20 protein-coding genes are annotated in these 24,439 nt (G+C 60.8%); 18 read left to right on the forward strand and 2 right to left on the reverse strand.

The window, feature by feature from the left end; translation table 11 throughout:
• Window positions 1–37 precede the first annotated feature (37 nt).
• The 13 genes from acuR (at window position 38) to KDX39_RS24860 (ending at window position 15,648) form a co-directional block, all read left to right on the forward strand.
• Window positions 38–682 (forward strand): acrylate utilization transcriptional regulator AcuR, encoded by a 645-nt coding sequence (acuR, locus tag KDX39_RS24800; protein ID WP_231662183.1) that lies wholly within the window; start codon window positions 38–40, stop codon window positions 680–682.
• A gap of 46 nt (window positions 683–728) precedes the next feature.
• Window positions 729–1,724 (forward strand): acrylyl-CoA reductase (NADPH), encoded by a 996-nt coding sequence (gene acuI / locus KDX39_RS24805; protein WP_231662184.1) that lies wholly within the window; start codon window positions 729–731, stop codon window positions 1,722–1,724.
• A gap of 249 nt (window positions 1,725–1,973) precedes the next feature.
• Window positions 1,974–2,939: a site-specific integrase gene (locus KDX39_RS24810; RefSeq protein ID WP_231662185.1), complete on the forward strand. Its 966-nt coding sequence runs from the start codon at window positions 1,974–1,976 to the stop codon at window positions 2,937–2,939.
• Between the two features lie 521 nt (window positions 2,940–3,460).
• A complete protein-coding gene (locus tag KDX39_RS24815; protein WP_231662186.1) occupies window positions 3,461–3,853 on the forward strand; it encodes a cupin domain-containing protein in 393 nt (130 codons plus the stop codon).
• Entirely contained in the window at window positions 3,846–5,345 is a 1,500-nt protein-coding gene (locus tag KDX39_RS24820) for a methionine--tRNA ligase (protein WP_231662187.1), read from the forward strand. The genes KDX39_RS24815 and KDX39_RS24820 overlap by 8 nt, the downstream gene beginning before the upstream one ends.
• A 14-nt stretch (window positions 5,346–5,359) precedes the next feature.
• A complete protein-coding gene (locus KDX39_RS24825; RefSeq protein WP_231662188.1) occupies window positions 5,360–6,502 on the forward strand; it encodes an NAD(P)/FAD-dependent oxidoreductase in 1,143 nt (380 codons plus the stop codon).
• Window positions 6,499–7,476, forward strand: coding sequence for an ABC transporter substrate-binding protein (locus KDX39_RS24830; RefSeq protein ID WP_231662189.1), 978 nt, complete (start codon window positions 6,499–6,501; stop codon window positions 7,474–7,476). The genes KDX39_RS24825 and KDX39_RS24830 overlap by 4 nt, the downstream gene beginning before the upstream one ends.
• Window positions 7,477–7,528: 52 nt before the next feature.
• Complete coding sequence (locus tag KDX39_RS24835) at window positions 7,529–8,851, forward strand: lysine N(6)-hydroxylase/L-ornithine N(5)-oxygenase family protein (RefSeq protein WP_231662190.1); 1,323 nt, start codon at window positions 7,529–7,531, stop codon at window positions 8,849–8,851.
• A gap of 5 nt (window positions 8,852–8,856) precedes the next feature.
• Window positions 8,857–10,866, forward strand: a complete 2,010-nt coding sequence (gene sbnB / locus KDX39_RS24840; protein ID WP_231662191.1) for a 2,3-diaminopropionate biosynthesis protein SbnB — start codon at window positions 8,857–8,859, stop codon at window positions 10,864–10,866.
• A 5-nt stretch (window positions 10,867–10,871) separates the two neighbouring features.
• Window positions 10,872–12,674, forward strand: a complete 1,803-nt coding sequence (locus KDX39_RS24845; protein ID WP_442964581.1) for an FAD/NAD(P)-binding protein — start codon at window positions 10,872–10,874, stop codon at window positions 12,672–12,674.
• 14 nt (window positions 12,675–12,688) lie between these two features.
• Window positions 12,689–13,333, forward strand: a complete 645-nt coding sequence (locus KDX39_RS24850; RefSeq protein WP_231662192.1) for a LysE family transporter — start codon at window positions 12,689–12,691, stop codon at window positions 13,331–13,333.
• A gap of 17 nt (window positions 13,334–13,350) precedes the next feature.
• Window positions 13,351–14,505, forward strand: coding sequence for an iron-containing alcohol dehydrogenase (locus KDX39_RS24855; protein WP_231662193.1), 1,155 nt, complete (start codon window positions 13,351–13,353; stop codon window positions 14,503–14,505).
• A gap of 3 nt (window positions 14,506–14,508) precedes the next feature.
• Window positions 14,509–15,648, forward strand: a complete 1,140-nt coding sequence (locus tag KDX39_RS24860; RefSeq protein ID WP_231662194.1) for a serine hydrolase domain-containing protein — start codon at window positions 14,509–14,511, stop codon at window positions 15,646–15,648.
• A 48-nt stretch (window positions 15,649–15,696) separates the two neighbouring features.
• On the opposite strand, the gene ftrA is transcribed toward KDX39_RS24860, so the two are convergent.
• Complete coding sequence (gene ftrA, locus KDX39_RS24865) at window positions 15,697–16,650, reverse strand: transcriptional regulator FtrA (protein WP_231662195.1); 954 nt, start codon at window positions 16,648–16,650, stop codon at window positions 15,697–15,699.
• Between the two features lie 132 nt (window positions 16,651–16,782).
• Here ftrA and KDX39_RS24870 point away from each other — a divergent pair, with 132 nt between their 5' ends.
• The 4 genes from KDX39_RS24870 (at window position 16,783) to treS (ending at window position 20,815) form a co-directional block, all read left to right on the forward strand.
• The gene (locus KDX39_RS24870; protein WP_099227602.1) at window positions 16,783–17,388 is read left to right on the forward strand and encodes a DJ-1/PfpI family protein; all 606 of its coding nucleotides are present in this window, start codon (window positions 16,783–16,785) and stop codon (window positions 17,386–17,388) included.
• A gap of 299 nt (window positions 17,389–17,687) precedes the next feature.
• Window positions 17,688–17,936, forward strand: coding sequence for a helix-turn-helix domain-containing protein (locus tag KDX39_RS24875; protein WP_025993605.1), 249 nt, complete (start codon window positions 17,688–17,690; stop codon window positions 17,934–17,936).
• Window positions 17,933–18,553, forward strand: a complete 621-nt coding sequence (locus tag KDX39_RS24880) for a LysR family transcriptional regulator substrate-binding protein (protein ID WP_231662196.1) — start codon at window positions 17,933–17,935, stop codon at window positions 18,551–18,553. The genes KDX39_RS24875 and KDX39_RS24880 overlap by 4 nt, the downstream gene beginning before the upstream one ends.
• Before the next feature lie 195 nt (window positions 18,554–18,748).
• On the forward strand, window positions 18,749–20,815 hold the full coding sequence (gene treS, locus KDX39_RS24885) for a maltose alpha-D-glucosyltransferase (RefSeq protein ID WP_231662197.1): 2,067 nt from the start codon (window positions 18,749–18,751) through the stop codon (window positions 20,813–20,815).
• An 86-nt stretch (window positions 20,816–20,901) separates the two neighbouring features.
• On the opposite strand, the gene KDX39_RS24890 is transcribed toward treS, so the two are convergent.
• Window positions 20,902–22,659 (reverse strand): sigma-54-dependent Fis family transcriptional regulator, encoded by a 1,758-nt coding sequence (locus KDX39_RS24890; RefSeq protein ID WP_231662198.1) that lies wholly within the window; start codon window positions 22,657–22,659, stop codon window positions 20,902–20,904.
• Between the two features lie 277 nt (window positions 22,660–22,936).
• Between KDX39_RS24890 and KDX39_RS24895 the strand changes: the two genes are divergently transcribed.
• Window positions 22,937–24,418 carry a benzaldehyde dehydrogenase gene (locus tag KDX39_RS24895; RefSeq protein ID WP_231662199.1) on the forward strand — a complete coding sequence of 494 codons (1,482 nt, stop codon included), beginning with the start codon at window positions 22,937–22,939 and terminating at the stop codon, window positions 24,416–24,418.
• The last annotated feature ends 21 nt before the right edge of the window (window positions 24,419–24,439 follow it).

Below are 24,439 nucleotides of genomic sequence, written 5' to 3' on the forward strand. Positions count from 1 at the left end.
TGTTGACATAAAAGACGATCGGTCTAATATCGTCTGCATGACCACATTATCCAACCCGGCTGTCCAGCCCCGCCGTCCCGGCCGCCCACCCAAAGTGGACCGCGACAATCTCGAAACCCGTGAAACGCTGCTGCGTCGCGGCCTTGAAGTGCTGACGGAGCAGGGCTTTTCCGCGACCGGGATTGACTACATTCTCAAGGAGATTGGCGTCCCCAAAGGGTCGTTCTACCACTACTTTCCCAGTAAGGAGGCGTTCGGTCGCGCTGTTCTGGACGAATATTGCCGATATTTTGCGCAACGTCTGGACCAGTGGTTTCTGGACGAAAGCCTCTCGCCTCTGGAACGGCTGGTTGGTTTCGTGCAAAGCGCCAAGGCAGGCATGGCCCGTCACGATTACCGACGCGGTTGCATGGTCGGTAACCTGGGGCAGGAAATCTGCCTGCTGCCGGACGCTTTCCGCGAGGTTCTTGAGCAGACATTGCTCGATTGGCAATCCAGGCTCGCCGTTTGCCTGCGTGCAGCTCAAAAGCATGGCGAACTGGCCGGGGATGCGAACTGCAATGAGCTGGCTGCATTTTTCTGGATCGGTTGGGAGGGCGCGGTGCTGCGCGCCCGGTTGGTCAAGAGCGATACCCCGTTGAACACATTCATTGCCGGCTTCCTTCGCGGACTGCCTCAATGAGCTTTGTGGTCTATTTAAAGACGATCGGTCTAAATTGGAGGCGCCTATGCCTGTAAGCACATTCAACGCCATTGTGATTGATAAGGACGAGTCGGGTTATCACGTGAAACTGACTGCTGTGAACGCGGCGGACCTGCCGCAGGGCGACGTCACCGTGCTTGTTTCCCACAGTACTCTCAACTACAAGGACGCACTGGCGCTGACCGGTCAGAGCCCCATTGTCCGGAAGTTTCCCATGGTGCCGGGTATCGATCTGGCGGGTGTCGTCGAGCACAGCCAGGCCTCGGCCTTCAAACCCGGTGACAAAGTGCTGTTGAACGGCTGGGGTGTGGGCGAAGGGCACTGGGGCGGTCTCGCGCAAAAGGCCCGGCTGAAGAGTGAATGGCTGATTCCACTGCCGGATGCGTTCACGCCCAGTCAGGCAATGGCCATCGGCACGGCAGGTTACACGGCGATGCTCAGTGTCATTGCGCTGGAAAAGCATGGCGTGAAACCCTCACACGGTGAGGTACTGGTCACCGGCGCCAATGGCGGGGTGGGCAGCTTCGCCGTCGCCATTCTGGCGAAGCTCGGCTATCAGGTCGTAGCCTCCACAGGGCGTGTCGCGGAAAGTGACTATCTGAAGCAGTTGGGCGCTGCGCGGATTATCGACAGAACCACGCTGTCCGAGCCGGGTCGTCCATTGGCCAAGGAACAGTGGGCCGCTGCCGTGGACTCGGTGGGCAGCCACACGCTGGTCAACGTCTGCGCCGGGATCAAGTACCGCGGCATCGTTGCCGCCTGCGGCCTGGCGCAGGGTATGGATTTTCCGGGCTCGGTGGCACCGTTCATTCTGCGCGGGGTCACGCTGGCCGGGATCGACAGCGTCACCCGGCCTCACTCGGATCGTGTTGAAGCCTGGTCAAGACTGGCCGCCGATCTGGATGCTTCGTTGCTGCCACTGATCAGTCGGGAGATCGGCCTGAGTGAAGTGATCGACATCGCGCCGCAACTGATTGCCGGTCAGGTGCGCGGTCGCGTGGTGGTGGATACCGGTCGATAGGGTAAACAGGCTGGACGTGTTTGCCCGGAGCAAAGGCTTTGCTCACTTCGGCCCCCTCAAAGCAAATCGCCGAGGGGCAAAAGGTGGCCGAGCCTTGCGCTCGGCTAACTGATCGGGATAACCATTCGTTCAGGTATCAAGGTGTTACGCAGGTTTGATCAGGTGCAGCGTGCTAAAGTCAGTGCTCTGAATCGACTGAACGTGTCTGGCTGTTTCGCGGGCACTTGCACCACAAAGGCCTTGTCCGACATGTCGCACGATCCACCCTCCGACCAGGCTGCAAGCCCCCGGCAATCGCCTTCGTTGCCGGACGTCAGCAATCCGCTGCAGCTTTACCTGGCCCGTCTCGCTCCTTCCAGCCGTCTGACCATGAAATACGTCCTGCAGGACGCTGCCGACCGGCTGGGGATGGTCGATGTCGACATCTTCGACATACCTTGGCACACCCTGCAACCCGGTCATGTGACCGCTCTGGTTTCGGCGCTGCGCGAGGATGACTACGCGCCCAACACTACCTCGCTGTACGTCAACGCTATTCGCGGTGTGATGAACGAAGCGTGGCGCCATGACCTGATCAGCCACGATCAGTTGCTGAAAATCCGCTCCATCAAACCGGTTAACGGGACACGCCTGGCAAAGGGACGGAACATTCGGCGCACGCTGATTCGCGAATTGATGGAAGTCTGCGCCTCCGATCCCAGGCCGCAAGGTCGGCGGGACGCGGCGATCATCGCGATCCTGTATGGTTCGGGAATGCGCAAGTCGGAATCGGTGAATCTGGACCTGGCTCAGGTGGACTTTGCCGAGCGCAGTCTGCGGGTGACGGGCAAGGGCAACAAGCAGTTGATCAAATACGCGCCCGAGTGGGCATTCGGCGCGTTGAGTGACTGGCTGGAACTGCGTCGCTCCTGCCTGCCGCCGGGGCAGGACGATGATCCTTTCCTGTTCAACCGGATCCGCCGGGGCAGCAACATCACCCGTGAGCGCATCACCAAGCACGCGATCTATTTCATTGCCAAACAGCGTGGGCAGCAGGTGGGTGTCAACATCATGCCTCACGACTTCCGACGCTCGTTCATTACTCGGGTCATCGAAGAGTACGATTTGTCGATCGCTCAGAAGCTGGCCCATCACACGCACATCGCGACCACTGCCAGCTACGACATGCGCAGCGAGAACGAGCGACGGAACGTGGTGGACCGCTTCGATCTGTAGCGTCGATTCACAGGCAAAAAAAAGCCACCTCACTGGGGTGTGGGATGGCTTAAATATCTAACCAAAGGAGTGATGAAGAAGAGCAGGTATTCATCGGCATCACGATGCGGATTCGCGCCGCCGGGAAACATGTTCATTCATCGAAGGCAACAGTAACACCGGCGGCAAAAAACCGATTATCAGCATTGTCGATAGTGACTATCACCAAGCGTAACTTGCTGCAAACCCGGGCATTGCCCGGCATGTTCCGCGTCATAAAACGCTCTCACCTCATTGTTAACTTCAAGATGCACTAACGCTGCACAAAAGCCTCTGGATCAAACGTTCTCCAGAATTCAGAAGCCTGCAAAAGCGAATACGTTACGGTATATCCATACGGAGTTGCAGGTTTGTCTGTGACTGTTTGCGCGCCTGGCCATTCAGAAAATCGATTCGACCGCTCTGATCTATCAAGGGATCGGATAGCCAATTGTTGCAGCGAATTTCATGCTTTGCCCCACTCACAACACACGGGTCTGAGCATGGAAAAGTTCGATATACACCGTAAAACCGACTTCGATGCCCTGGTACATGAGTATGGGCTCGACGGCAGTCGTCTATTGCCCTGGGAAGGTTACCCGATGCCGTTTGCAGGCGGGTGGTGCGTGGTGCGTCCGGGTACCCGCAGCGAGGCGCATACCCAGATCGATCAGGAAATATTCATCGCCATCAAAGGCAGTGCCCGACTGGTGGTGGGCGACAAGATCATGCCGTTCAACGTGGGCGACATTGCGGCCATTCCGAAACATACCAACCATTACGTCATTAATGATTCCGATGAGGACTTTCATTTCTACGTGGTGTGGTGGGACATGAACTACGTCAACGCGTTCGTCGAGCAACACTGCGAAACCACGGGGTGCCTCGATGACTAAGTACATTGTCACCATCACGCCGCCCACGCCCAACGGCGATCTGCACATCGGTCATATTGCAGGTCCGTTTCTGGCTGCCGATGTCTTTACCCGCGTTCAACGTCAACGCGGCCATGAGTGTGTGCTGCTGTCCTACTCGGACGACTATCAGTCATACATGTTGCGCAAGGGCCTTGAAACCGGCATTGATTCGGTAGAACTTGCCAATCGCAACTCGGACCGGATCGAAGCCTCGCTGGCCGCAATCAACATCCAGCCGGACAACTGGATGCGGCCTTACGACAACCATTGGTTTGCCGAGGCGGTTGCCGACGTGTTCAACAAAGTCCGCGACGCAGGGCTGATCGAGTTTCGCGATTCGAGCGAACCTTATTGCCCTGACTGCGATGTCTGGGGTTACGAAGCGTTTGCGCGCGGCAACTGTAACTACTGCGGTGTCGAGTCCGACGCCAGCCAATGCGAAAACTGCGCTCAGGCACCTGACGCGCATTTGATGACGGGGCTGCACTGCAAGCTGTGCAAACAGCCTTCGCAATGGAAAACCGCACACCGAGCATTCCTGAAACTGGCAGCCTGCAAGCCTGCGCTGCGTGACCGGCTGCTGGACCGCCAGTGGCGCAGTCCGCTGAACGCCTGGCTGCGTGACACCCTGGAGCACATTCACGACTGGGGCGTCACACGTCCGCACGATGGCGGCCTCGATCTTCAGGCCGACGGCTCGTGCCGGGTGCACACCTGGTTCATGGGGCTGCCCGGCTATATGGCCGCGTTTCGCGAATACGCCGACCGTATAGGTCGTCCGGAGTTGTTCCGTCAGTACTGGCAGTCGGGACAGGGCACGCTGGTGCATTTTCTTGGCTTCGATTGCGTATTCAGCCACGCCGTCGTCTACCCGGCGCAGCTGTCGGTGATGGATGACATCCGGGTTCAACAGCGCTTTGTGCCCAACCAGTTTCTCAAGCTGGACGGACTCAATCTGTCGACCAGCCGCAATCACGCCATCTGGGTCGGGGATCTGGCCCGCGAAGCCTGTGCCGACAGCGCCCGTCTGTACCTGGCGAGCATTGCGCCGGAGGAGAGCGAGGGCGATTTTCGTCTGCAGCACTTTCTGAAATGGCGCGCGGACGTGTTCGAAGCGTTCTTCCCGGCCTTGCTCGCAACCGGCGAGCAGCGCGACAGCAGTTGGTGGAGCGGTGTGTGCGGTGCCGACGCAGGCCTGCTGGAAGCGCTGCGTCTGCAGTGGAGCAAGGCGTGCGAGCCGAATCAGTTTTCCATGAAAGGCATGGCGCAGGTGCTGCTGGATGTGATTGCCATCACCCGCACGCGCCTGGCGGAAGGTCGACCGGTCAGCCATCTCGCAGCCTTCATCGCGGTCATCGGCAAGGCGCTGATCCCCGAGATGTCGGCACGGATTGTCACCGCCTTCGATTTGCCCGAAGCCCGGGTCAACGCCACGGTCATGTCGGGATCGGCTGCCGAATACTCCATCTGAACGGACTCTCCACGATGTTCATCGAACATGAAATAGCGGTCATAGGCGCCGGGATCACCGGCGCCAGTATCGCGGCGAAGCTATGCAGCGCAGGGGTGTCGGTCGCGCTGATCGATAAGGGGGCAGCAGGCAGCCTCGGGGCCAGCGGCTACTCCGGCGGGCTGGTGCGCCTGTACGACAGCGATCCGCTGCTGATGGAGCTGGCGGCTTATTCCATCGGCCGGATGGAAGAGGGCGTGTTCGCCACGACTTACCGCCAGGCACTCAGGCGCACCGGTGTTATCTACCGCGCGGCCCCCGATCAACTGGACAACCTGTGCCGCGCCATCGAGCACTATGGCAGTGAGCGGTATCCCATGCGCCTTTTGAGCCGTCGCGAGCTGGACGGCAGCCGTTATCCAAGCTGTCCGGAGGAAGAGCGGGTCAATCTGTTCGAGTCGCACGCCTGTGTCGGCAATGTGCGCCAGGCGGTGGCCGCGTTGTGTGGCGTGGTGCGTCAGCACGGCTTGCTGCTGGAACATCGCGAGATCAAGGCCATCGATTGCCGGGCCCGCGACCTGGTACACATCGAACTGGGCGATGTGACCTTGCGGTGTCGCGCGGTGGTCGTGGCAGCCGGGGCCTGGAGTCGGTTACTGGTGCCGCACCTGGCGCTGGAAGCGCGTTCGATTCCGCTGGCACGGGTCATGACCGACAGCGATTGGTCCATGCCATTGATCGATGCTGTCACCCAGAGCTACGGCATCCCGCTGACCCGCAACATCGTGCAGACCGGTTGCGGCCTGCGCGACAGCAGTATGTGGCCGGAGCACCTTGCATTGCCGGACGCAGGCCATGCCGCGGACGCTCGCAAGCGCGTTGCGCAGTTGTCCGACAGCTGGGCGGCTCAGGTGCGTGTGCTGGACGTTCTGCCGGGCTTTGACAGCTACAGCGTGGATGGGCGGCCGTTGCTGGGCTTTTGTGATGAACAGAGCCCGATTTATATGGCGGCCGGTATGTCCGGGCTGGGCTTCAAGTTTGCGCCGGGCGTTGCGCATATCGCGTTTGATCACCTGCGCGATCGCCTGTCGGGGCAGCGTACGCCGTGTCCCGGCTGGTCGGCGCTAGCGCCGGATCCCTTGCGGTGCAGCCCGGATCAGCAGGGCGTGCGGCCATGAGCGTCGTCTTGCTGGAACCTGAAGCCTTGCGGGTCGGCGTCAGTGCATTGTTCGACCCGAATGACACGCCCCATGCCCGGACCTTTCTCAGGGCAATGGCCATGGCGCGCAACGTCATTCCGGGGCTGGGCCGCGTGCAGTGGCGCTTTCTCGATGACGGTGCCAGTGCCGGCCGAGGTGCCGAAGTGGCGCAGCAGATGATCGACTGGCAGGCAGATCTGGTCATCGGTCACTTTTCGTCCGATGCCGCCATCGGCGCGGCTGCGCTGTATCAGCAGGCAGGTATTGCGCTGCTGACGCCTGCGGCGACCATCGATCGACTCACGATCGAGCACTCGAACGTATTCAGGTTTTGCCCCTCGGACCGGCAACTGGCTGTGGACCTGACGCGATGGCTTTCAGCACGTCAGTGGCATGCCGTGCACCTTCAAGCGGATGGCAGCGCCCATGGCCAAGCGCTCATCGCGGCAATCGGCGATGCGCTTGAAATCGCCGGCCTGCGTGTAACGAGCGAACGGGAGCACGCCGATGTGGAAGTGTTCGCCGGGCGTCTGCACCCCAGTCGCGAGCATTGGCGGGCGCGACGTCAGGCAGGCAGTACCCGGCCGTTAGTTCTGACCGACGACGCCGCCTCGCCGCACCTGGGCTGTGCGTCTGCCCATGACAGCAACACTTGGGTCATCGGTTTCGGCGTGCCGCCCGGCGCGCAACAGAGCGACGCAGCACAGGCATTGCACCCGTCGCTGTTCGGCGTCATGCCACAGACCTATTACCGGGAAAGCCTGCTGATGCTCTACGTGCTGGCAATTCTGGCCAACAACGCGTGGCGCGGGGAGCAGCTGCTGGATGTGCTGAACCATAGCCTCTTCAGTACGCCGCTGGGCGAGGTCAGCTTCGATCAGGGCGAATACCGCGGCGCATTCAACAGTGTCTGGAACGTCGGTCCCAAGGGACTGATTCCGGAACCTCTCTGATGTTCACGAGCGCTTTTCAAGGCTTTACGCCAACTCTAAGGATGGGAATTCCATGGGTCATTCAACACCACACCTTTATCAATCGGATGCTGTGTGTATCGGTTTCGGCCCGGCGGGCATCGCTCTGGCCTGCGCGCTCGAGGATGCGCGGGAAGATAACGGTCCGCTGGCGAACCTTTCTGTGCGATTTCTTGAAGCCGCTGCGGACACCCAGTGGCACAGGGAACTGCTGCTCGCCGGAACGGACATCAATCACCACGTCTTTCGCGATCTGGTCACGCCGCGCAACCCGCGCAGCCGCTTCTCGTTCGCCATGTACCTCAAGAGCAAAGACCGACTGTTCGATTTCGGCCTGCTGGGTCGTCCTGCGAGCCGCCACGAATGGTCGGATTACGTGGCCTGGGTGTCGCAGCAGGTGGACAGCGACACGCGCTTCAATTCACAGGTGACCGACATCGCTCCAGTGATCCGTGCCGGGCGTCTTTGCGAGCTGAAAGTCGGCACGCCGGATGCCTGCTTCACCACCCGTAACATTGTGCTGTCGAGCGGCAGTGCGCCACGCATTCCCGTGATGTTCCAGTCGCTGCTGGGCCCTGCGCTGTTCCATACCTCGCAATTTCTGACCCGCCTGCAAGCCTTTGGCGAAAACCTGCCCAAGCGCTGGCTGGTGGTGGGTTCGGGGCAGAGCGCCAGTGAGTCGGTGCTGGAACTGGTGACGCGTGATGCGGGCATCGAAGTGCACTCCGTGCATCGTTCTGCCGGTTTCAAACTGACCCAACTGGGGCAGTTCCCCAACCGAGTGTTTGCGCCCGATCACGTCGATTACTTCCACAGTCTCAACCACGCAGCGCGGCATCGTTTTCTCGACTGGAGCCGCTCGACCAACTATGCGGGCATCGACCCGGACGAAAGTCAGAAGCTGTTTTCACTGATCTACGAGGACGCCATCGCCGGACGCAAACGCTTGCAGACCTACGGCTACAGCGTCGTTTCGTCCGTCGAACAGGTCGGAAACGGTTATCGCGTCGAGATCACCGACACCTTCAGTCAGCGCACCCAGGTGCTGGACGTAGACGCTGTGGTGCTGGGCACCGGCTACGAGCAATACCTGATTCCGCCATTGCTGAGCGGGCTGCAACCCTGGCTCAAGGCGGACCTGGACGGTGGGCTTCTGATCGACCGGGATTACCACGTCGCGATGGACGAAGACTGCGACGTGAATATCTGGGTCAACGGCCTTTCCGAGCGCAGTCACGGTATCAGCGACAGCCAGTCGTTTTCCCTCATGGCCCTGCGCGCCGGACGGATCGCCAATGCTCTAGAACAGACCGTCGATTGCACCGCCGATGCACCGTTACTGGCACAGTGGAAGTGACCCTCATGTACGACACTATCTGCGACATTATTCACGACCGGACCTTTCTCAAAGTCTCGGGTCTCGGGCATGACTTCTTCCTGAAAATGGAATCGCTCAACCCGGCAGGTTCGATCAAGCTCAAGACCGCCGTCGGTCTGGTGGATGACCTGCAATCACGGGGTCTGATAGGGCCGGAGACGATTCTGATCGAATCGTCGTCGGGCAATCTCGGTGTTGCGCTGGCCATGCTCTGCGCCGAACGCGGGATTCGCTTCACCTGCGTGGTCGATCCCAACAGTTCCAACCACAACATTCGCATGATGCGCACTTACGGCGCCGAGGTCATCCGGGTCGAGACGCCGGACGAAAACGGCGGTTTTCTCGGTACACGCATTGCGTTGATCCGCGAAAAAATCGGCAGCGACCCGCGCTATGTGTGGCTCAACCAGTACGAAAACGCGGCCAACCCGCGAGCCCATGCACGCACCACAGCGCGTTCGATAAGCCAGCATTTCGGGCATGTCGATTACCTGTTCGTTGGCGCAGGCACGACCGGCACCCTGATGGGCTGCCTCCAGCATTTTCAGCGCCATCACCCGACCACCAAAATCATTGCCGTGGACAGTGTCGGCTCGGTGACGTTCAACACCCCGGCCAGCCGTCGCTACATTCCGGGCCTTGGCACCAGCCAGCGTCCGCCGATTTTCAATGCCGACGGTGTCCACGCGCTGGAGATGGTGCCCGAGTCGCGCACCGTAGCCATGTGCCGCATTCTGGCGCGTACCAAAGGCTTGCTGGTCGGTGGCTCGACCGCCACCGTGGCAGCGGCGGTTCACGCATGGCGCGACCGCATCGAACCCGGTTCGGTGGTGGTGGCCTTGTCGCCGGACTGGGGTGAGCGCTATCTGGACACGCTGTATGACGACCTGTGGGTCGAGCGGCATTTCGGCAGCGATGTGCTGAACATGAACTTGGCAGACATGCCGGTCATGCCGCAATGGACCACCTATCTGGCAGCCGAACGCTCGCGCCAGGCTCCGTTCCATGTGATCGACGGTGAAGTGGTCGCGCGGCTGCTGGCGGCGGATCCTCTCGCGTGCATCGATGACGTCGAAGACGCTTATCTGGCCCATGAAGCGGGTCGGACGATCAACCCCGACAGTTACTTTCTGAGGTTTCCCGAAGCACCGGCCAACCGCATCATCGCGCTGCCCGCCAGTCTGTGCGGGGAACAGCCGGTCAGTGGGATCAAGTGGATTTCCAGCTTCCCCGGCAACACCGAGTCGGGTCTGCAACGCGCTTCGGCAGTGTTGATCCTCAACGATCCGCAGACCGGCTATGCCTTTGCCTGCCTGGAGGCGTCGCGGATCAGCGCCATGCGCACTGCCGCCTCGGCAGTGTTGGGTGCGCGCTGGATGAATCGTCATCACAAACATGCCCGGCGCATGGCGTTCATTGGCGCCGGCTTCATTGCGCGCAGCATTCTGGACATGTTCGTCAGCGACGGCTGGACGCTGGATACGGTGAGTGTGTTCGATCAGCACGCCGATTCGGCACGAGCGCTGGTCGATCACGCCACGACCCGGCACCGGTTGGTCGGTGAACTGGCCGATCTGGACGACAGCCTGCAGGCGGATGTGGTGGTGTTCGCTACCACTGCGCCGAGTCCTTATGTTCTGGAGCCGGCGTTTCGGCCGGGTCAACTGGTGTTGAACATCTCGTTGCGTGATCTGGGACCGGAGGTGATTGCCTGCGCCAACAACATTCTGGATGACGTCGAGCATTGCCTGAAAGCCCGGACCTCGCCTGACCTGGCGGTGCAGCAGTATCAGGACCGTTCGTTCATTACCGGCACGCTGGCGCAACTGATGACCGGGCAAGTGGAGCTGAGCCCGGATAGGGCATCAATCTTCTCGCCGTTCGGCCTGGGGGTGCTCGACCTGGCTGTGGGGCAGCGGATTTACGGGCAGGCCGTGGCCGAGGGCAGCGCCTTGCCGGTGCCGCAGTTCTTCTTCGAATCCAACCGCTGGTGACCGGCATGCAGACACGTTCTCTTGACCGGGCCAAACGGCGTGCCCGGCAGTTTGGACCTGAGCCGCGTTCGATCGCGATCATCGGCATGGGCTCGCGTGGCCTCGGCGTTCTGGAACAGTTGATCGGTTTAAGTCGCAAGGCGAGTGCGCAACGGCTGCACATCAAGGTGTTCGATCCTCAAGCACCGGGCGGCGGCCTGCACCTGGCCGAACAGCCCGATTACCTGATGCTCAATACCATGGCGGGCCAGTTGTCGGCGTTCTCATCGGCCTTTCCAGTCGGTGAACCTGCGGGCTGGAGCTTTTTGCAATGGTGCGAGGCCAAGGCTGTCAGGCTCGATGAGCGCGGCCATGTCAGTACGGACGGGCAGAGCAGGCCGGTGGCGTTCGGCGACTTTGTGCCGCGCAAACTACTGGGGCATTATTTGCAGGACAGCTACCGTTTTCTGCTGCAGCAGTGCCCTGCGCATGTCGAAGTGCGCCATCACGCCGAGGTGGTCACCGGTTGTCGTGAGCTGGGTGTGGGGGCAGGTTTTCGCCTGCAGACGCCGGTTCGCGAGCTGGAAGTAGATGCGGTGTTGCTGACCTGTGGGCATTCCTCAGCGGGAGATGCGCCACCGGCCGTCGGCGAGTCGGTGTTGATCGAAGGACTGGGCCTGACGGCGATGGACACCCTCGCGCATCTCACTCAGGGCCGCGGCGGGCGCTACGTTTCTGATCCGGGCCTAGCGGGCTGGCGCTACCTGCCGTCCGGGCTGGAGCCGAAGATAGGGCTGTATTCGCGCTCCGGGCTGCCATTTCACGCCCGGCCCCAGTGGCATCCTTCTGCCCATGCTGTGCTGCCGAGAACGTTTTTCACCGCTGAAGCCATTGCCGATCTTCGCCGGCAGCGTATGACCGGACAGCTTGATTTCGAGCGTGATGTGCTGCCGCTGATCAAGGACGAAATGCGCGCCGTATTCTGGCAGGCCAAAGTCCGGCTCGACGCGCCTCGTGAATTGCCGTCACTGCAGCTGACGCTTCGTCATGCGATTGGTCAGGCTTCGCATCACAGGTTGTTCAAGGCGCTGGCCGAGCAGTGGGGCGAGTTCGAACCCGAGCAGTGGCTGGTCACCGAGCGCTGGTCCGGTGCTGATGAATCCTATGCGCAGTGGTTCGAACGCTGGATCAAGCGTGAGCTGGCGCTGAGTCGTCTGGGCACCGTGAACAGTCCGATTCGTCAGGCGCTGGAAGTCTGGCGTGATTATCGCGACCTGCTGCGGCGTGTGGCGGATCGCGGCGGCCTCAGCGACGCGTCGACACTGACGTTTTATGGAAAGTGGGCCGGGCTGTCGAATCGACTGGTCGGCGGCCCGCAGAAAGAGCGTTACGAAGACCTGCTGGCGCTGATCCAGGCCGGTGTCGTAACCGTCCTGCCGCCCATGGAGGATGCCTCCGGCTCGTCGGTGCCGTTCGACACGCTGATCCGGGCCCGAGTGGCGCACCGCGGTCTTTGCGCCAGTCGTGATCCGCTGCTGAACGACTTGCTGCGTCAGGGCCTCGTCCGTCCGGCTCATGCGTACCCGGCCGACGGTGTGGAGACGGACCTTTCCGGGCGTGTCTTGCGTGCCGACGGCAGCGTTCATCCACGCCTCTGGGCGCTGGGGCCGATCGTCGAAGGCTGCACCTTCTACAACCATTACGTGCCCACGCCAGACCCGACCTGCCGTGCGCTGATCGAGGCGCGGCAGGCTGCCGAGACATGCCTTGATGCGCTCTCGGCCGGTCGCTGCGACTCCCATTCCACCACCTCTTTTTCAACCCTCTAAAAGGAAATGGCTACATGTACGAGATCACTCTGCTGACGGCGCTCGCCGGTGCTTTCATTGTTCTGATCATCAGCCCCGGCCCGAACTTTCTGGTCATCACCCAGTTATCGTTCAGCCAGTCCCGGCAACAAGGCATCTGCGCCGGGCTGGGCGTCGCCTCGGGCAGCATCCTTTGGGCGTTGCTGGCCGCTACTGGCCTGGGCCTGATATTTCAGCAACTGCCCTGGCTGCAACCGGCCTTGCAACTGCTGGGCGGGGCATACCTGACCTGGCTGGGCACCAAGAGCCTGCGCAGCGCAGGCAGCCAGCCCAAACCCCGGGACATCGGCGCGCTGGGCATTGGCAGCCTCAGCCGTGCCTACCGTTTCGGCCTGTTCACCAACCTGACCAACCCCAAGGCATTGGCGTTCTATACCAGCGTATTCACCACCGTGACCACGCCGGGGATGCCGATGTGGGTACGCACGGCCGGGGTGTCGATCATTGCCATTCTGGCCATCTCCTGGTTCGTGCTGCTGGCCACGCTGTTCTCGATCCCGGCGGTGCAGGCCCGTTATCAACGCATGAAAAAGGCCATCGACATCGTGACCGGGCTTTTCATGATCGCGTTCGGCATTCGCCTGCTGATCGGCCTGCTGCCGTCCGGTCTGATCAATTGATTCCAAGGAACGACACCATGTACAACAATGATTGGCATTACCCTACATCCATTCGCGCAGGCGCCGGGCGCGCCGCCGAGCTGGCCGATGCCTGCCGTGTGACAGGCATCAAACGTCCACTGCTGATCACTGATCAGTTTCTGGGCAGCACCGACATGATCCACAGCGCCGTCGAGGATTGCCGTCAGCGGTTGGGGCATTGCGGTCTGTTCGACCGGGTCAAGGGCAATCCCACCGGCACCAACGTTGCTGACGGGCTGCAAGCCTATAAATCGGGCGATCACGACGGTGTGATCGCTTTCGGCGGCGGCTCGGCACTGGACGCTGCCAAGGCGGTTGCACTGATGTCAGGGCAAGTCCGGCCGTTGTGGGACTTCGAAGACATCGATCAGAATCATCTGCGCGCCAACCCGTCCGGCATCGCTCCGGTCATTGCGCTGCCGACCACGGCGGGTACCGGCTCGGAAGTGGGCAGGGCATCGGTGATCACGGATGAACAGGCCAAGGTCAAACGCACCATCCTGCACATCCGCATGATGCCGCGCATCGCGATTCTGGACGCCAACCTGACGCTGGACTTGCCCAGACACCTGACCGCTGCGACCGGTGCCGACGCGTTGACCCACTGCATGGAGTCCTGGTGTTCGCCGGTCTGGCATCCGATGGCTGAAGCGGTGTCGGTGAAGGGCATGCAGATGATCAAGGCGTATCTGCCTCGCGTCGTCGCGGACGGGCGGGATCTGGAGGCGCGACAACAGATGCTGGTGGCCTCCAGCCTCGGCGCGGCGGCGTTTCAGCGGGGGTTGGGTGGTGTTCATGCCATCGCGCAGAGCCTGGGTGCGCTGTATGACCAGCATCATGGCTTGCTCAACGCCATTCTGCTGCCGTATGTGCTGGAGGCCAACAGGCCTGCGTTGTTGCAGCAAATGGACGATCTGGCGGTTTACCTGCGTTTGCCCAGACCCGGTTTCAGCGGCGTGATGGACTGGGTATTGAACCTGCGCGAGCAGATCGGCATTCCCCATACGCTGGCTGATATCGGCATTCATGATCAGGACGCCGAGTTGGTGGGGCGGATGGCGTTTGTGGACGGATGCTCGCACACCAACCCGATTCGCCATTCGGCCGAGGCCTACGCCGGGATATTCAGGCAAGCGGTCAGGGGGCAGTGATTCATGGTGCAGGTGGATGAACCGACGGTTCAGCGTCTTGGCCAGGTGTGGCGAGGCTGGGTGGATTCGGGGCGGATCGTTGGCGGTGTACTGCTGGTGGCGCAGAGTGGCGTGCTGCGTTACGTCAGCGCGCGTGGCTGGGCTGATCGGGAGCGGCGCGTGAGTGTCATTCGCGATACACGTTTTCGCCTGGCATCGCTGACAAAACTGCTGACATCGGTGACGGTGCTGCGGCTTTGCGAGCAAGGCATCGTGAGTCTGGATGCACCGGTAACGGACTGGCTGCCAGCGTTTCGACCCTGTCTGCGCGATGGCCGGGAACCGTTCATCACCCTCCGCCATCTGCTGTCGCACACTTCCGGGCTCGGTTATGGGTTCGAACAGCCGCGCGGCAACGCCTACGAGATGGCCGGCGTGTCAGACGGGCTGAACCGTGTGGCGTTTGATCTGCAGGAAAACCTGAGTCGTCTGGCGAAGCTGCCTTTGCTGTTCGAACCCGGCACCGCTTGGGGATATTCGCTGGCGAGCGACGTTTTGGGTGCGGTGATCGAGCAAAGCACTGGCCGTGCGTTGTCGCAGGTTATCGGCCAGCAGGTCACCCAGCCTCTGGGCATGGCGTCGACCTCGTTCAGGCAGGATCAGGGTCGGCTGGCGCCTGCTTATAAAGACGGTGCTGACGTTCCCGAGCGTATCGGTCATGACGATGTGCTGGTGCTTGAACGTGGACTGGCCAAAGTGTCCTCGGGCCGGGTCTACGACGCGCAGGCCTATGAATCGGGCGGCGCAGGCATGCTGGGTACGGCGGACGATTACCTGAAACTGCTGGAATGCCTGCGTCTGGGCGGGACGCCATTGTTGACTCCGGCCAGTACGGAGGCGTTGCTGGGCAACGCCATCGGAAAGCTGACCCTCAAGGGCAGGGGCGCTGGCTGGACGTTCGGGCTGGGGCCGGTGATCCTCGCTGATCCGGAAGCTGCCGGGCAGCGACAGGGTGCTGGCACCTGGTCATGGTGTGGTGTGTACGGCAGTCATTACTGGGTCGATCCGGTTTCTGACATCAGCCTGGTTGTACTGACCAATACTGCCGTGGCGGGTGCCTGGGGCGAGTTTGCGGATGCGTTGGTTGAAGCGGTGTATTCATGAAGGGATGCTGATCATACCGATGCCGGGCGTCGGTACGATCAGTGCCCGTCAAACCCGCGCAAACTGTTTGCGGTAGCTGCTCGGGCTGACGCCCACCAGATTACGGAAGTGCCTTCGGAACGATTCCTCGGAGCCGAAGCCGGTTCTGTCCACCACCTCGTTCAGCCGCAACTTCGAAGACTCCAGCAACTCTTTGGCATAAGCCACGCGCTCACCCAGCAACCAGTCGTAAGGCGTGAGCCCGGTGCTTTCCATGAAACTGCGGTGCAGGGTGCGGGTACTCACTGCAGCGCGGGAAGCCATTTCCTTGATGGTATGCGGCCGGTTCAGGTCACTGCGGATCCAGTCCATCAGGTTGGAAATCGGCCCGTCACTGGCCGACACCAGTTGCCGCGAAGCGTACTGGGACTGACCGCCTTCGCGGTGGGGCGGGATCACCATGCGCTGCGCCACCATATTGGCCACTCGCGAGCCGTGATCGTTGCGCACCAGATGCAGCATCATGTCCAGTCCTGCCGCAGATCCTGCGGCGGTAACGATGTTGCCCTGATCGACATACAACTCGTTGGGCTGAATGGTCAGTTCCGGATACATGGTGGCCAGCAAATCGGTGTAACGCCAGTGAGTCGTGACCTTGTGGCCGTCGAGTAATCCCGCAGCCGCCAGCACGAACGCGCCGGTACAGATCGAGCAGATGCGCGCGCCACGCGCGTGGGCAGCCTGAAGCTGCTCGATCAGGCGCTGCGGCACCTTTGATTCGACTCCGCGCCAGCCGGGCACGATGATGGTATCGGCGTTTTCCAGCAGCACGTCGCCAGGGGTCGGCACGATGGTAATGCCTCCGGCAGCCGTGATCGGCCCGTCATCTACCGGGAATGTCGCGAACTCATACCAGCTCACGCCCAGTTCGGGCCGTTTGAGGGCGAACACTTCGACAGTGCAGCCGAATTCGAAGGTACAGAGCTGGTTATAGATCAAGGCGACAACGAGATGATTTTTCATGGCGCGATGTTACCGGATATTGGCATTTCGGACAGTGGTTCGTGCTGATGCTACTGGGTAATCTGAAGCCTGTCACTCAGGTGAATCTTTAACCCTGCAAGTGGTCCGGCAACCGGGCCCAGGAGCCATTTCGTGTCCCTCAATATCGGTATCTACGTGTACGACGACGTCGAAGTTCTCGACTTCGCGGGCCCCTACGAAGTGTTCACCACCGCTACTCGAATGCATGCGCGCAACAGTCGTGATGACAAGCCGCTGTTCACTGTCTTCACCATCGGCCGCAGCACTGCCCCTGTGCGTGCCCGTGCTGGTCTGAAGGTCGACCCGGATTTCTCGATCAATGATCACCCGGCCATGGACTGCCTGATCGTGCCGGGTGGCGTGGTCAACGCCGAGCTGGAAAAGCCGGACGTCATTCGCTGGATCAGCGATCAGTCGGAACCGGGCCGTGTGGTCGCTGCCGTGTGCACCGGCGCATTCATGGTCGCCAAGACCGGCAAGCTGGCGGGCAAGCAAGTCACCACGCACTGGGAAGACATCGCAGATCTCAAGGAAATGTTCCCTTCGGTGGATGTCCTCAGCACCCTGCGCTGGGTCGATGAAGGTTCGTTCGTGACGTCGGCGGGCATTTCCGCCGGCATTGACATGAGTCTGCATCTGGTTGAACGTCTGCACAGCCGCGAACTGGCCGAGCGCACTGCGCTGCAACTGGACTTCGACTGGACCGAGAACGACTGAACCAGGTCCATCGCCCATCGCGATCTGTACCGCTTTCCGGATACATCGGACTCGATATAACGGGTGACTGACAGACTTTCTGCCTTGTCTGGGGTCCTGCTGTCTGGCCGCGCGCGCTGACGCGTCCGAGCAGGACCCTTTCCAGAAAATCCAGCGGTTGCATGCACCCCCGACTGACCGATCTCTTTGCGCTGCCGATAAGCGTGCACAGGGGCATGTCATCGGGGGTTGCTGTTTTTCCGACTTTTCCGTCAGCGCCAGGTCGCGTCTACCATCGCTTTATCCAGAGTGCAGGACAGATGAAAACCCATTTCTTCAAAATCGTTCAAACCGTTGCCCAGCACGGTTCGTTCTCGGAAGCTGCGGCCATTCTGGGGTGCAGCCAGTCGAACATCAGTTACGCCATCAAGGAAGTCGAAGATTTCTTCGAGAAACGCCTGTTCATCCGCAGTCGCTCGGGCTGCACACTGACGCCTGATGGAAGGGTGATTTCACAGACCCTGGGCAGCATCATGGCAACGCTTGAACAACTAAAAAAAATGGGGTGAGCGGCAGTGTAACGATCCACTATTACACGCACATTCAAGAGGCCAGCCTTGGCACTTCGCTGGATTTTCTCGCCCGGCATTACCCTGACATTCACCTCAATGTGCTGCACGGCAGCGAACAGAATCCGTCGCTGGAGCCGTTGATGAAGGAAGCAGCCGATATCCTGATTCTGCCCAGTACCGTTCTGAGCGAACACTACATCGAGCATCACCACTGGTCCGATCACTACGTTTTGGTGACCGCCAAGGGCAAGCTCTCGCAGACCCGCACGTTCACCGAACTGTCTCAGACCTCACGCTATGTCGCCTGGCGGCATCCCGGTGTGGACCGATTGCATCAGCAACTGGCATCCGCGCAGGTCCGGCTCAGTCATCGCGGTGAACTCAGTTGTCTGGAAACCCTGCTGGACCTTATCGCCCGTCAGCACTGCATCTCGATCCTGCCCAGCGCCCTGGTCAATGGGCATCCGCGAGAAGTGGAGCAGGTGCCGTTGCCCGGAGCGATCTTGCGTCACATCAGTGTCGTGGCTCGTCCGACTTCGCTGCTTTCCAATGCCGCCAATGCGGTTATCCAGGCGTTGAAGAAGCCGCGTGTGCTGGCGGTTCAGCGGTATTGAGCATGCACTGGGCTGTGGAAATTACAGCCCGTCGGCAAGTGACTCTGTGTTTCAAGCAGTGCAGCCCTTGTCTCGTGAAAGCTACAGCCTGATGCAACGAATTGTCCCTAAAGGGCTCATACCCATAGGTAATACATTCGGGACGCTTGTTCGCAAGCGTCCAACGCCGCCGATTCGAGAGGAAGACTGGACGCTATGACGATACCGGACAAGCAGTATGTGGACTGGCTGGTCGAGCAATCGATGCTGAACGCTGCCAGGCAGCGCGCCAAGACCTACTCGGGGCAGGGAAGACTCTGGCAGCGGCCTTTCGCACAGGCCCGTCCACGGGACGCATCCGCCATTTCTTCGGTCTGGTTCACCGCGTATCCCGCTTCGATCGTCACCCGCGAAGGCTGCTCGGTACTTGAGGCGCTGGGCGATGAGACGCTGTGGCACGCGTTGTCGGAAATCGGCATTCAGGGCATCCACAACGGCCCGCTCAAATTGTCAGGTGGTTTGCAGGGGCGTACCCGCACGCCCAGCATCGACGGCAATTTCGACCGCATCAGCTTCACCATCGATCCTGAACTGGGGACTGACGCCCAGCTGTTGAGCCTTACGCGCATCGCGGCCGCGCACAATGCGGTCATCATCGATGACGTGATTCCGTCGCACACAGGCAAGGGAGCCGACTTCAGGCTGGCCGAGCTGGCCTATGAGGACTATCCCGGTCTTTATCACATGGTCGAGATCCGCGAAGAGGACTGGCAGTTGTTGCCGGACGTCCCGGCAGGCCGCGATGCGGTCAACCTGACGCCTGACGTAGTCGACCAGTTGCGGGACAAGCATTACATCGTGGGTCAGCTGCAACGGGTGATTTTCTTCGAGCCGGGCGTCAAGGAAACCGACTGGAGTGCCACTGATGTGGTGCAAGGCGTCGATGGCAAGGCCCGGCGCTGGGTGTACCTGCATTACTTCAAGGAAGGCCAGCCTTCCCTGAACTGGCTGGACCCCAGTTTCGCCGCGCAGCAGATGATCATTGGCGATGCATTGCACGCCATCGACGTGTCTGGCGCACGCGTGCTGCGACTGGATGCCAACGGCTTCCTTGGCGTTGAGCGTCGAGCCGAAGGCGCAGCCTGGTCGGAAGGTCATCCCTTGTCGATCACCGGCAACCAGTTATTGGCGGGTGCGATCCGCAAGGCCGGTGGTTTCAGCTTCCAGGAACTCAACCTGACGCTGGACGACATTGCGTCCATGGGCAATGGCGGTGCAGACCTTTCCTACGACTTCATCACCCGTCCGGCCTATCAGCACGCGCTGTTGACCGGCACGACCGAGTTTCTGCGACTGATGCTGCGTCAGGTCCATGCGTTCGGCATCGATCCGGCGTCGTTGATCCACGCGCTGCAGAACCATGATGAACTGACACTGGAGCTGGTTCACTTCTGGACGTTGCACGCTCACGACACCTATCTCTATCAGGGCCAGACCTTTCCCGGCAACATTCTGCGCGAGCATATCCGCGAAGAGATGTACGAGCGGCTGACCGGCGAGCACGCGCCCTACAACCTGAAGTTCGTCACCAATGGCGTGTCATGCACCACAGCGAGCATTATCACCGCCGCACTGGGCATTCGCGACCTGAGCGCGATTACCGAGGCGGACATTCAGCAGATCCAGCACATTCACTTGCTGCTGGTCATGTACAACGCGATGCAGCCTGGCGTATTCGCGCTGTCTGGCTGGGATCTGGTCGGTGCTCTGACCTTGCCGGCCGAGCAGGTTCAACACCTGATGCAGGATGGCGACACCCGCTGGATCCACCGTGGCGCATACGACCTCGCCGATCTCGACCCGGAAGCGGAGTTGTCAGAAGGTGGCATGCCGCGCGCGCAGTCGTTGTACGGCAGCCTGGTCAGTCAGCTCAAGCGCCCTGACTCGTTCGCTTCGCAGCTCAAGAAGATTCTGGCGGTTCGTCGTGCCTACGACATCGCTGCCAGCCGCCAGATACTGATTCCTGATGTACAGCATCCGGGGTTGCTGGTGATGGTGCATGAGTTGCCAGCAGGCAAGGGTACGCAGATCACTGCACTCAACTTCAGCGCCGAGACCATCGTCGAAACGCTGCACCTGCCCGACATTGCACCCGGGCCTGTGGTGGATATCATCAATGAGCGCGTGGAAGGCGACCTGACCGAGCAGGGTGAATTCACCATCACGCTGGACGCCTATGAGGGGCTGGCACTGAGAGTGGTGAGTACCTTGCCGATGATCTGAGCACTGGGAGCGCAAGCGCTCCCGTCACTCTGATCGTGCCCATCGCTGCGCGTGGGCACGCATCCCGTGGCGCTTCGCGTCCTCCCTCAACCGTTCTGATGTTTTTTCATTCTGTAGGCAAACTGCGCACGGCTGAGGCCCAATAGCCGTGATGCTGCGGCCAGGTTGCCCTGACTCTTGGCCATCGCTTCGCTGATCAGGCGATGCTCGAGGTCGTCGATGGAGAAACCCTCAGGCTGGCCGAGTTTGTCGAGAAGTGTGGACGCAGGTTCTGCATCGGGCTTCGAGCCGAGCGACAATCCTCCCTCATGATTCAGCGAGTACGATTCGACCGGCATCGGCTCATTACGAAAGATGTGGATCAGGTCGATGGGCTGGCCCTCTTCGCTGGCGATCAGGCCGCGTTCGATCAGGTTCTGCAGTTCTCGCACGTTGCCGGGAAAGTCGTAGCGCAGCAGCGTTTTCAAGGCTCGCATGGTCAGCCCGGCCGGCGTGCGGCCGTATTCATGGCAGAAGCGCCCGAGAAACGCGTTGATCAGCAGCGGCACATCATCCCGGCGGTCACGTAGCGGGGGCAGGGCGATCGGGTAGACGTTCAGACGATAGAACAGGTCTTCGCGGAAGTCGCCATGCGCTACGGCCTGGCGCAAATCGATATTGGTCGCCGCGACCACCCGCACATTGACCTTGATGCCGTTCGCCCCGCCAACTCGTTCGATTTCCCGCTCCTGAAGGGCCCGTAACAGTTTGCTCTGTCCCGCAAGGCTGAGGCAGGTGATCTCATCGAGAAACAGGGTGCCGCCATTGGCGCGCTCGAAGCGACCGGGGCGCGAGTGAGTGGCTCCGGTGTAGGCACCGCGCTCGACACCGAACAGCTCGGATTCGATCAGGTTGTCCGGGATCGCCGCACAGTTGAGCGCCACGAAAGGCCCGTCGCGATGGCGACTGAGCTGATGCAACTGGCGAGCGAACATTTCCTTGCCCACCCCCGATTCCCCGCTGAACAACACGGTAGCGGGGGTCATGGCAACGCGTTGCAGTGCCTGGCTGGCCGCATTGAACGCAGCGCTCGCCCCAATCAGTGGATGGTCTGTGCCAGCGGAAGGTACCTCGTTCAACGTCGCCGCAGAGGGTGCGGGTGGATGATGTGGCACGGCAGAGGAAACCACGCTCAGGTAGCTGAGATCGCGTTCTACATCGCCCCATTGTTCGGCGGTCTTGCCGATCACTCGACAGCAGTTGTGGCCCATGCCGCGGCATTCCACTTCGCGAAAGATCACCATCTGCCCGAATAACCCGCTGACGAAACCGATGGCGTAACCTATTTCGGTCCAGCACACCGGATCCTGACCAATGCCGTGGGACGCAAGGTGCTCATCGGCTTCACAGGAGTGGTGCCAGAGGAATTCCCCTTCGTAAAACCCCGACTTCGCATCGAACTTGAAATGCAGCGTTTCTACCTTGGCCATGCCTTCAAGGGTATGCAGATGTGTGCCGGCGCGGAACACTGCAGTGGCATCGGCATGGGGCCAGCGCTCCCGGATCAGTCTGGCATCCCGTGCACCAGACAGATAACCGGCGCGGGTAAACATGCCGCGCGCCTGTTCCAGGCCCTGACGTTCGACGATTTCCCGGCGCAAGGCGCCGAATGACGAGCTGTGCAGCAGGAGCATGCGCTGGTCGTTAAGCCAGATGCGGCCGTCGTCAGGGGAAAAGAACAGGCACCCCGTCAGCTCCTCCGAGGTGGGAGACTGACCGGGGTTCGATCCGGCGCTGTCACCTTGAGGTGTAAAACGCTCGCTGGCGAAATCATGGTCGGAAAGATCGCGAAGTGGGTTGGTCATTGTTATGCCCCAGGCCGACAGTGATCGAAATGATGAAGTGCTTAAATAGTTATAAAACATAACTTAATCAAATGAACAAGCCCGATCACACGTGTATTCGTTCAGATGTGACGTTCGACATATCAAAGCAGGGCGCAAGCGTTGGATCCAGAGCGGTCGTGCAAAAATATGACCATTTGATGGCAAAACCGGCACAGCGCTTGCTGAGGACTGAGCACGGCGCAAGCGACCTTATCAGGGGCGCTGCGATTACAAACATAAAAGCCGGAGTTTCACCATGTCAGTGTCTGAGCCTGTGTCTCTGCTGCAACCCGCAATCGTAGCCAACTGTATTTTCAACGGTGACTGGGTACCGTCATCGGCGCCCTTGCGTCCGGTGATCGAGCCCGCCACCGGAGAGTTGCTGATGAACACCGCCATGGCGGATGCCGCCGATATCGCGGTCGCCTGTCGTGAAGCCGCACTGGCCCAGCCAGCCTGGGCCGCGATGGGGCCTCGCGAGAAAGCGGAAATATTTTTGCTGGCCGCCGACCAGGCTGTCCGCTCGTTCGATGAGTTGTCGTTGTATGTGGCACGCGAGACCGGGGGCAGCCTGCCCAAGGGAGAACACGAGGTACGTGAAGCCATCGTGTTGCTGCGCCAGGCGGCCGGGATGTTGTCTCAGGCTCATGGGCACGGCATTATCCTGCCCAGCGCGGCGGGGCGGTTGTCGTACGCGCGACGCGTACCGCATGGCGTGATCGGGATGATTTCACCGTTCAACTTTCCACTGGTCCTGTCGCTGCGCACGGTCGCGCCTGCATTGGCGGCAGGGAACGCGGTGGTGCTCAAACCGGACCCTCAGACACCGGTCAGCGGCGGTTTCCTCATTGCCCGTCTGTTCGAACAGGCCGGTCTGCCCAAAGGCCTGCTCCACGTTTTGCCCGGCGCTGCGGATGCAGGCGAGGCCCTGTGCCGCGACCCCAACGTGCAAATGATTACCTTCACCGGCTCCACTGCAGCAGGCCGCAAGGTGGGCGAGACGGCGGGGCGCAACCTCAAAAAGGTCTCGCTGGAGCTCGGCGGCAAGAACCCGCTGATCGTTCTGGAAGATGCCGACCTGGACCTGGCGGCCTCTAATGCGGCGTTCGGCGCCTGGCTGCATCAGGGCCAGATCTGCATGGCGACCGGGCTGATTCTGGTCCACGAATCCATCTCCGCTGCCTTCACCCGCAAGCTGGCCGACAAGGCGCGTGCCTTGACCGTCGGCAATGCCGCGCGCGGGGAGGCCGCACTGGGGCCGCTTATCAATGCGCGCCAATTACAGCGTGTACACGCGCTGGTCAGTGAGAGCATCGAGGCCGGCGCACAACTGGAAATCGGCGGCGAATACGATGGCCTGTTCTATCGTCCGACGGTGCTCAGTCACGTGAAACCGGGTATGCGGGTGTTTGAAGAAGAAGTGTTCGGGCCTGTGGCGGTTGTCGTGTCATTCTCCACGGATGAAGAGGCGATCGAGTTGGCCAATCGCAGCGAGTACGGGCTGGCGGCGGCGGTGATCTCGCCGTCGGTCGGCCGCGCGATGGCCATCGGTGACCGCCTCAAGTGCGGCTTGCTGCACATCAATGACCAGACAGTGGCGGACGAATGCATCAACTCTTTTGGCGGGCGCGGTTCATCAGGCAACGGCAGCAGCGTCGGCAGCCCATCCGACGGGGACGAGTACAGCCAATGGCAATGGGTCACGGTGAAGAATCAGGCTCCGGTCTACCCATTCTGAGTGCTGTTCACAGGCTGGGAT

Origin of the sequence: Pseudomonas sp. CDFA 610 (assembly GCF_021147865.1) — a bacterium.
Classification (GTDB): domain Bacteria; phylum Pseudomonadota; class Gammaproteobacteria; order Pseudomonadales; family Pseudomonadaceae; genus Aquipseudomonas; species Aquipseudomonas alliivorans.

Bases quoted from the DNA above. Each gene is read 5' to 3' on its own strand.
- acuR (WP_231662183.1), top strand. From the start codon at position 38: ATGACCACATTATCCAACCCGGCTGTCCAGCCCCGCCGTCCCGGCCGC.
- acuI (WP_231662184.1), top strand. From the start codon at position 729: ATGCCTGTAAGCACATTCAACGCCATTGTGATTGATAAGGACGAGTCG.
- KDX39_RS24810 (WP_231662185.1), top strand. From the start codon at position 1,974: ATGTCGCACGATCCACCCTCCGACCAGGCTGCAAGCCCCCGGCAATCG.
- KDX39_RS24815 (WP_231662186.1), top strand. From the start codon at position 3,461: ATGGAAAAGTTCGATATACACCGTAAAACCGACTTCGATGCCCTGGTA.
- KDX39_RS24820 (WP_231662187.1), top strand. From the start codon at position 3,846: ATGACTAAGTACATTGTCACCATCACGCCGCCCACGCCCAACGGCGAT.
- KDX39_RS24825 (WP_231662188.1), top strand. From the start codon at position 5,360: ATGTTCATCGAACATGAAATAGCGGTCATAGGCGCCGGGATCACCGGC.
- KDX39_RS24830 (WP_231662189.1), top strand. From the start codon at position 6,499: ATGAGCGTCGTCTTGCTGGAACCTGAAGCCTTGCGGGTCGGCGTCAGT.
- KDX39_RS24835 (WP_231662190.1), top strand. From the start codon at position 7,529: ATGGGTCATTCAACACCACACCTTTATCAATCGGATGCTGTGTGTATC.
- sbnB (WP_231662191.1), top strand. From the start codon at position 8,857: ATGTACGACACTATCTGCGACATTATTCACGACCGGACCTTTCTCAAA.
- KDX39_RS24845 (WP_442964581.1), top strand. From the start codon at position 10,872: ATGCAGACACGTTCTCTTGACCGGGCCAAACGGCGTGCCCGGCAGTTT.
- KDX39_RS24850 (WP_231662192.1), top strand. From the start codon at position 12,689: ATGTACGAGATCACTCTGCTGACGGCGCTCGCCGGTGCTTTCATTGTT.
- KDX39_RS24855 (WP_231662193.1), top strand. From the start codon at position 13,351: ATGTACAACAATGATTGGCATTACCCTACATCCATTCGCGCAGGCGCC.
- KDX39_RS24860 (WP_231662194.1), top strand. From the start codon at position 14,509: ATGGTGCAGGTGGATGAACCGACGGTTCAGCGTCTTGGCCAGGTGTGG.
- ftrA (WP_231662195.1), bottom strand. From the start codon at position 16,650: ATGAAAAATCATCTCGTTGTCGCCTTGATCTATAACCAGCTCTGTACC.
- KDX39_RS24875 (WP_025993605.1), top strand. From the start codon at position 17,688: ATGAAAACCCATTTCTTCAAAATCGTTCAAACCGTTGCCCAGCACGGT.
- treS (WP_231662197.1), top strand. From the start codon at position 18,749: ATGACGATACCGGACAAGCAGTATGTGGACTGGCTGGTCGAGCAATCG.
- KDX39_RS24890 (WP_231662198.1), bottom strand. From the start codon at position 22,659: ATGACCAACCCACTTCGCGATCTTTCCGACCATGATTTCGCCAGCGAG.
- KDX39_RS24895 (WP_231662199.1), top strand. From the start codon at position 22,937: ATGTCAGTGTCTGAGCCTGTGTCTCTGCTGCAACCCGCAATCGTAGCC.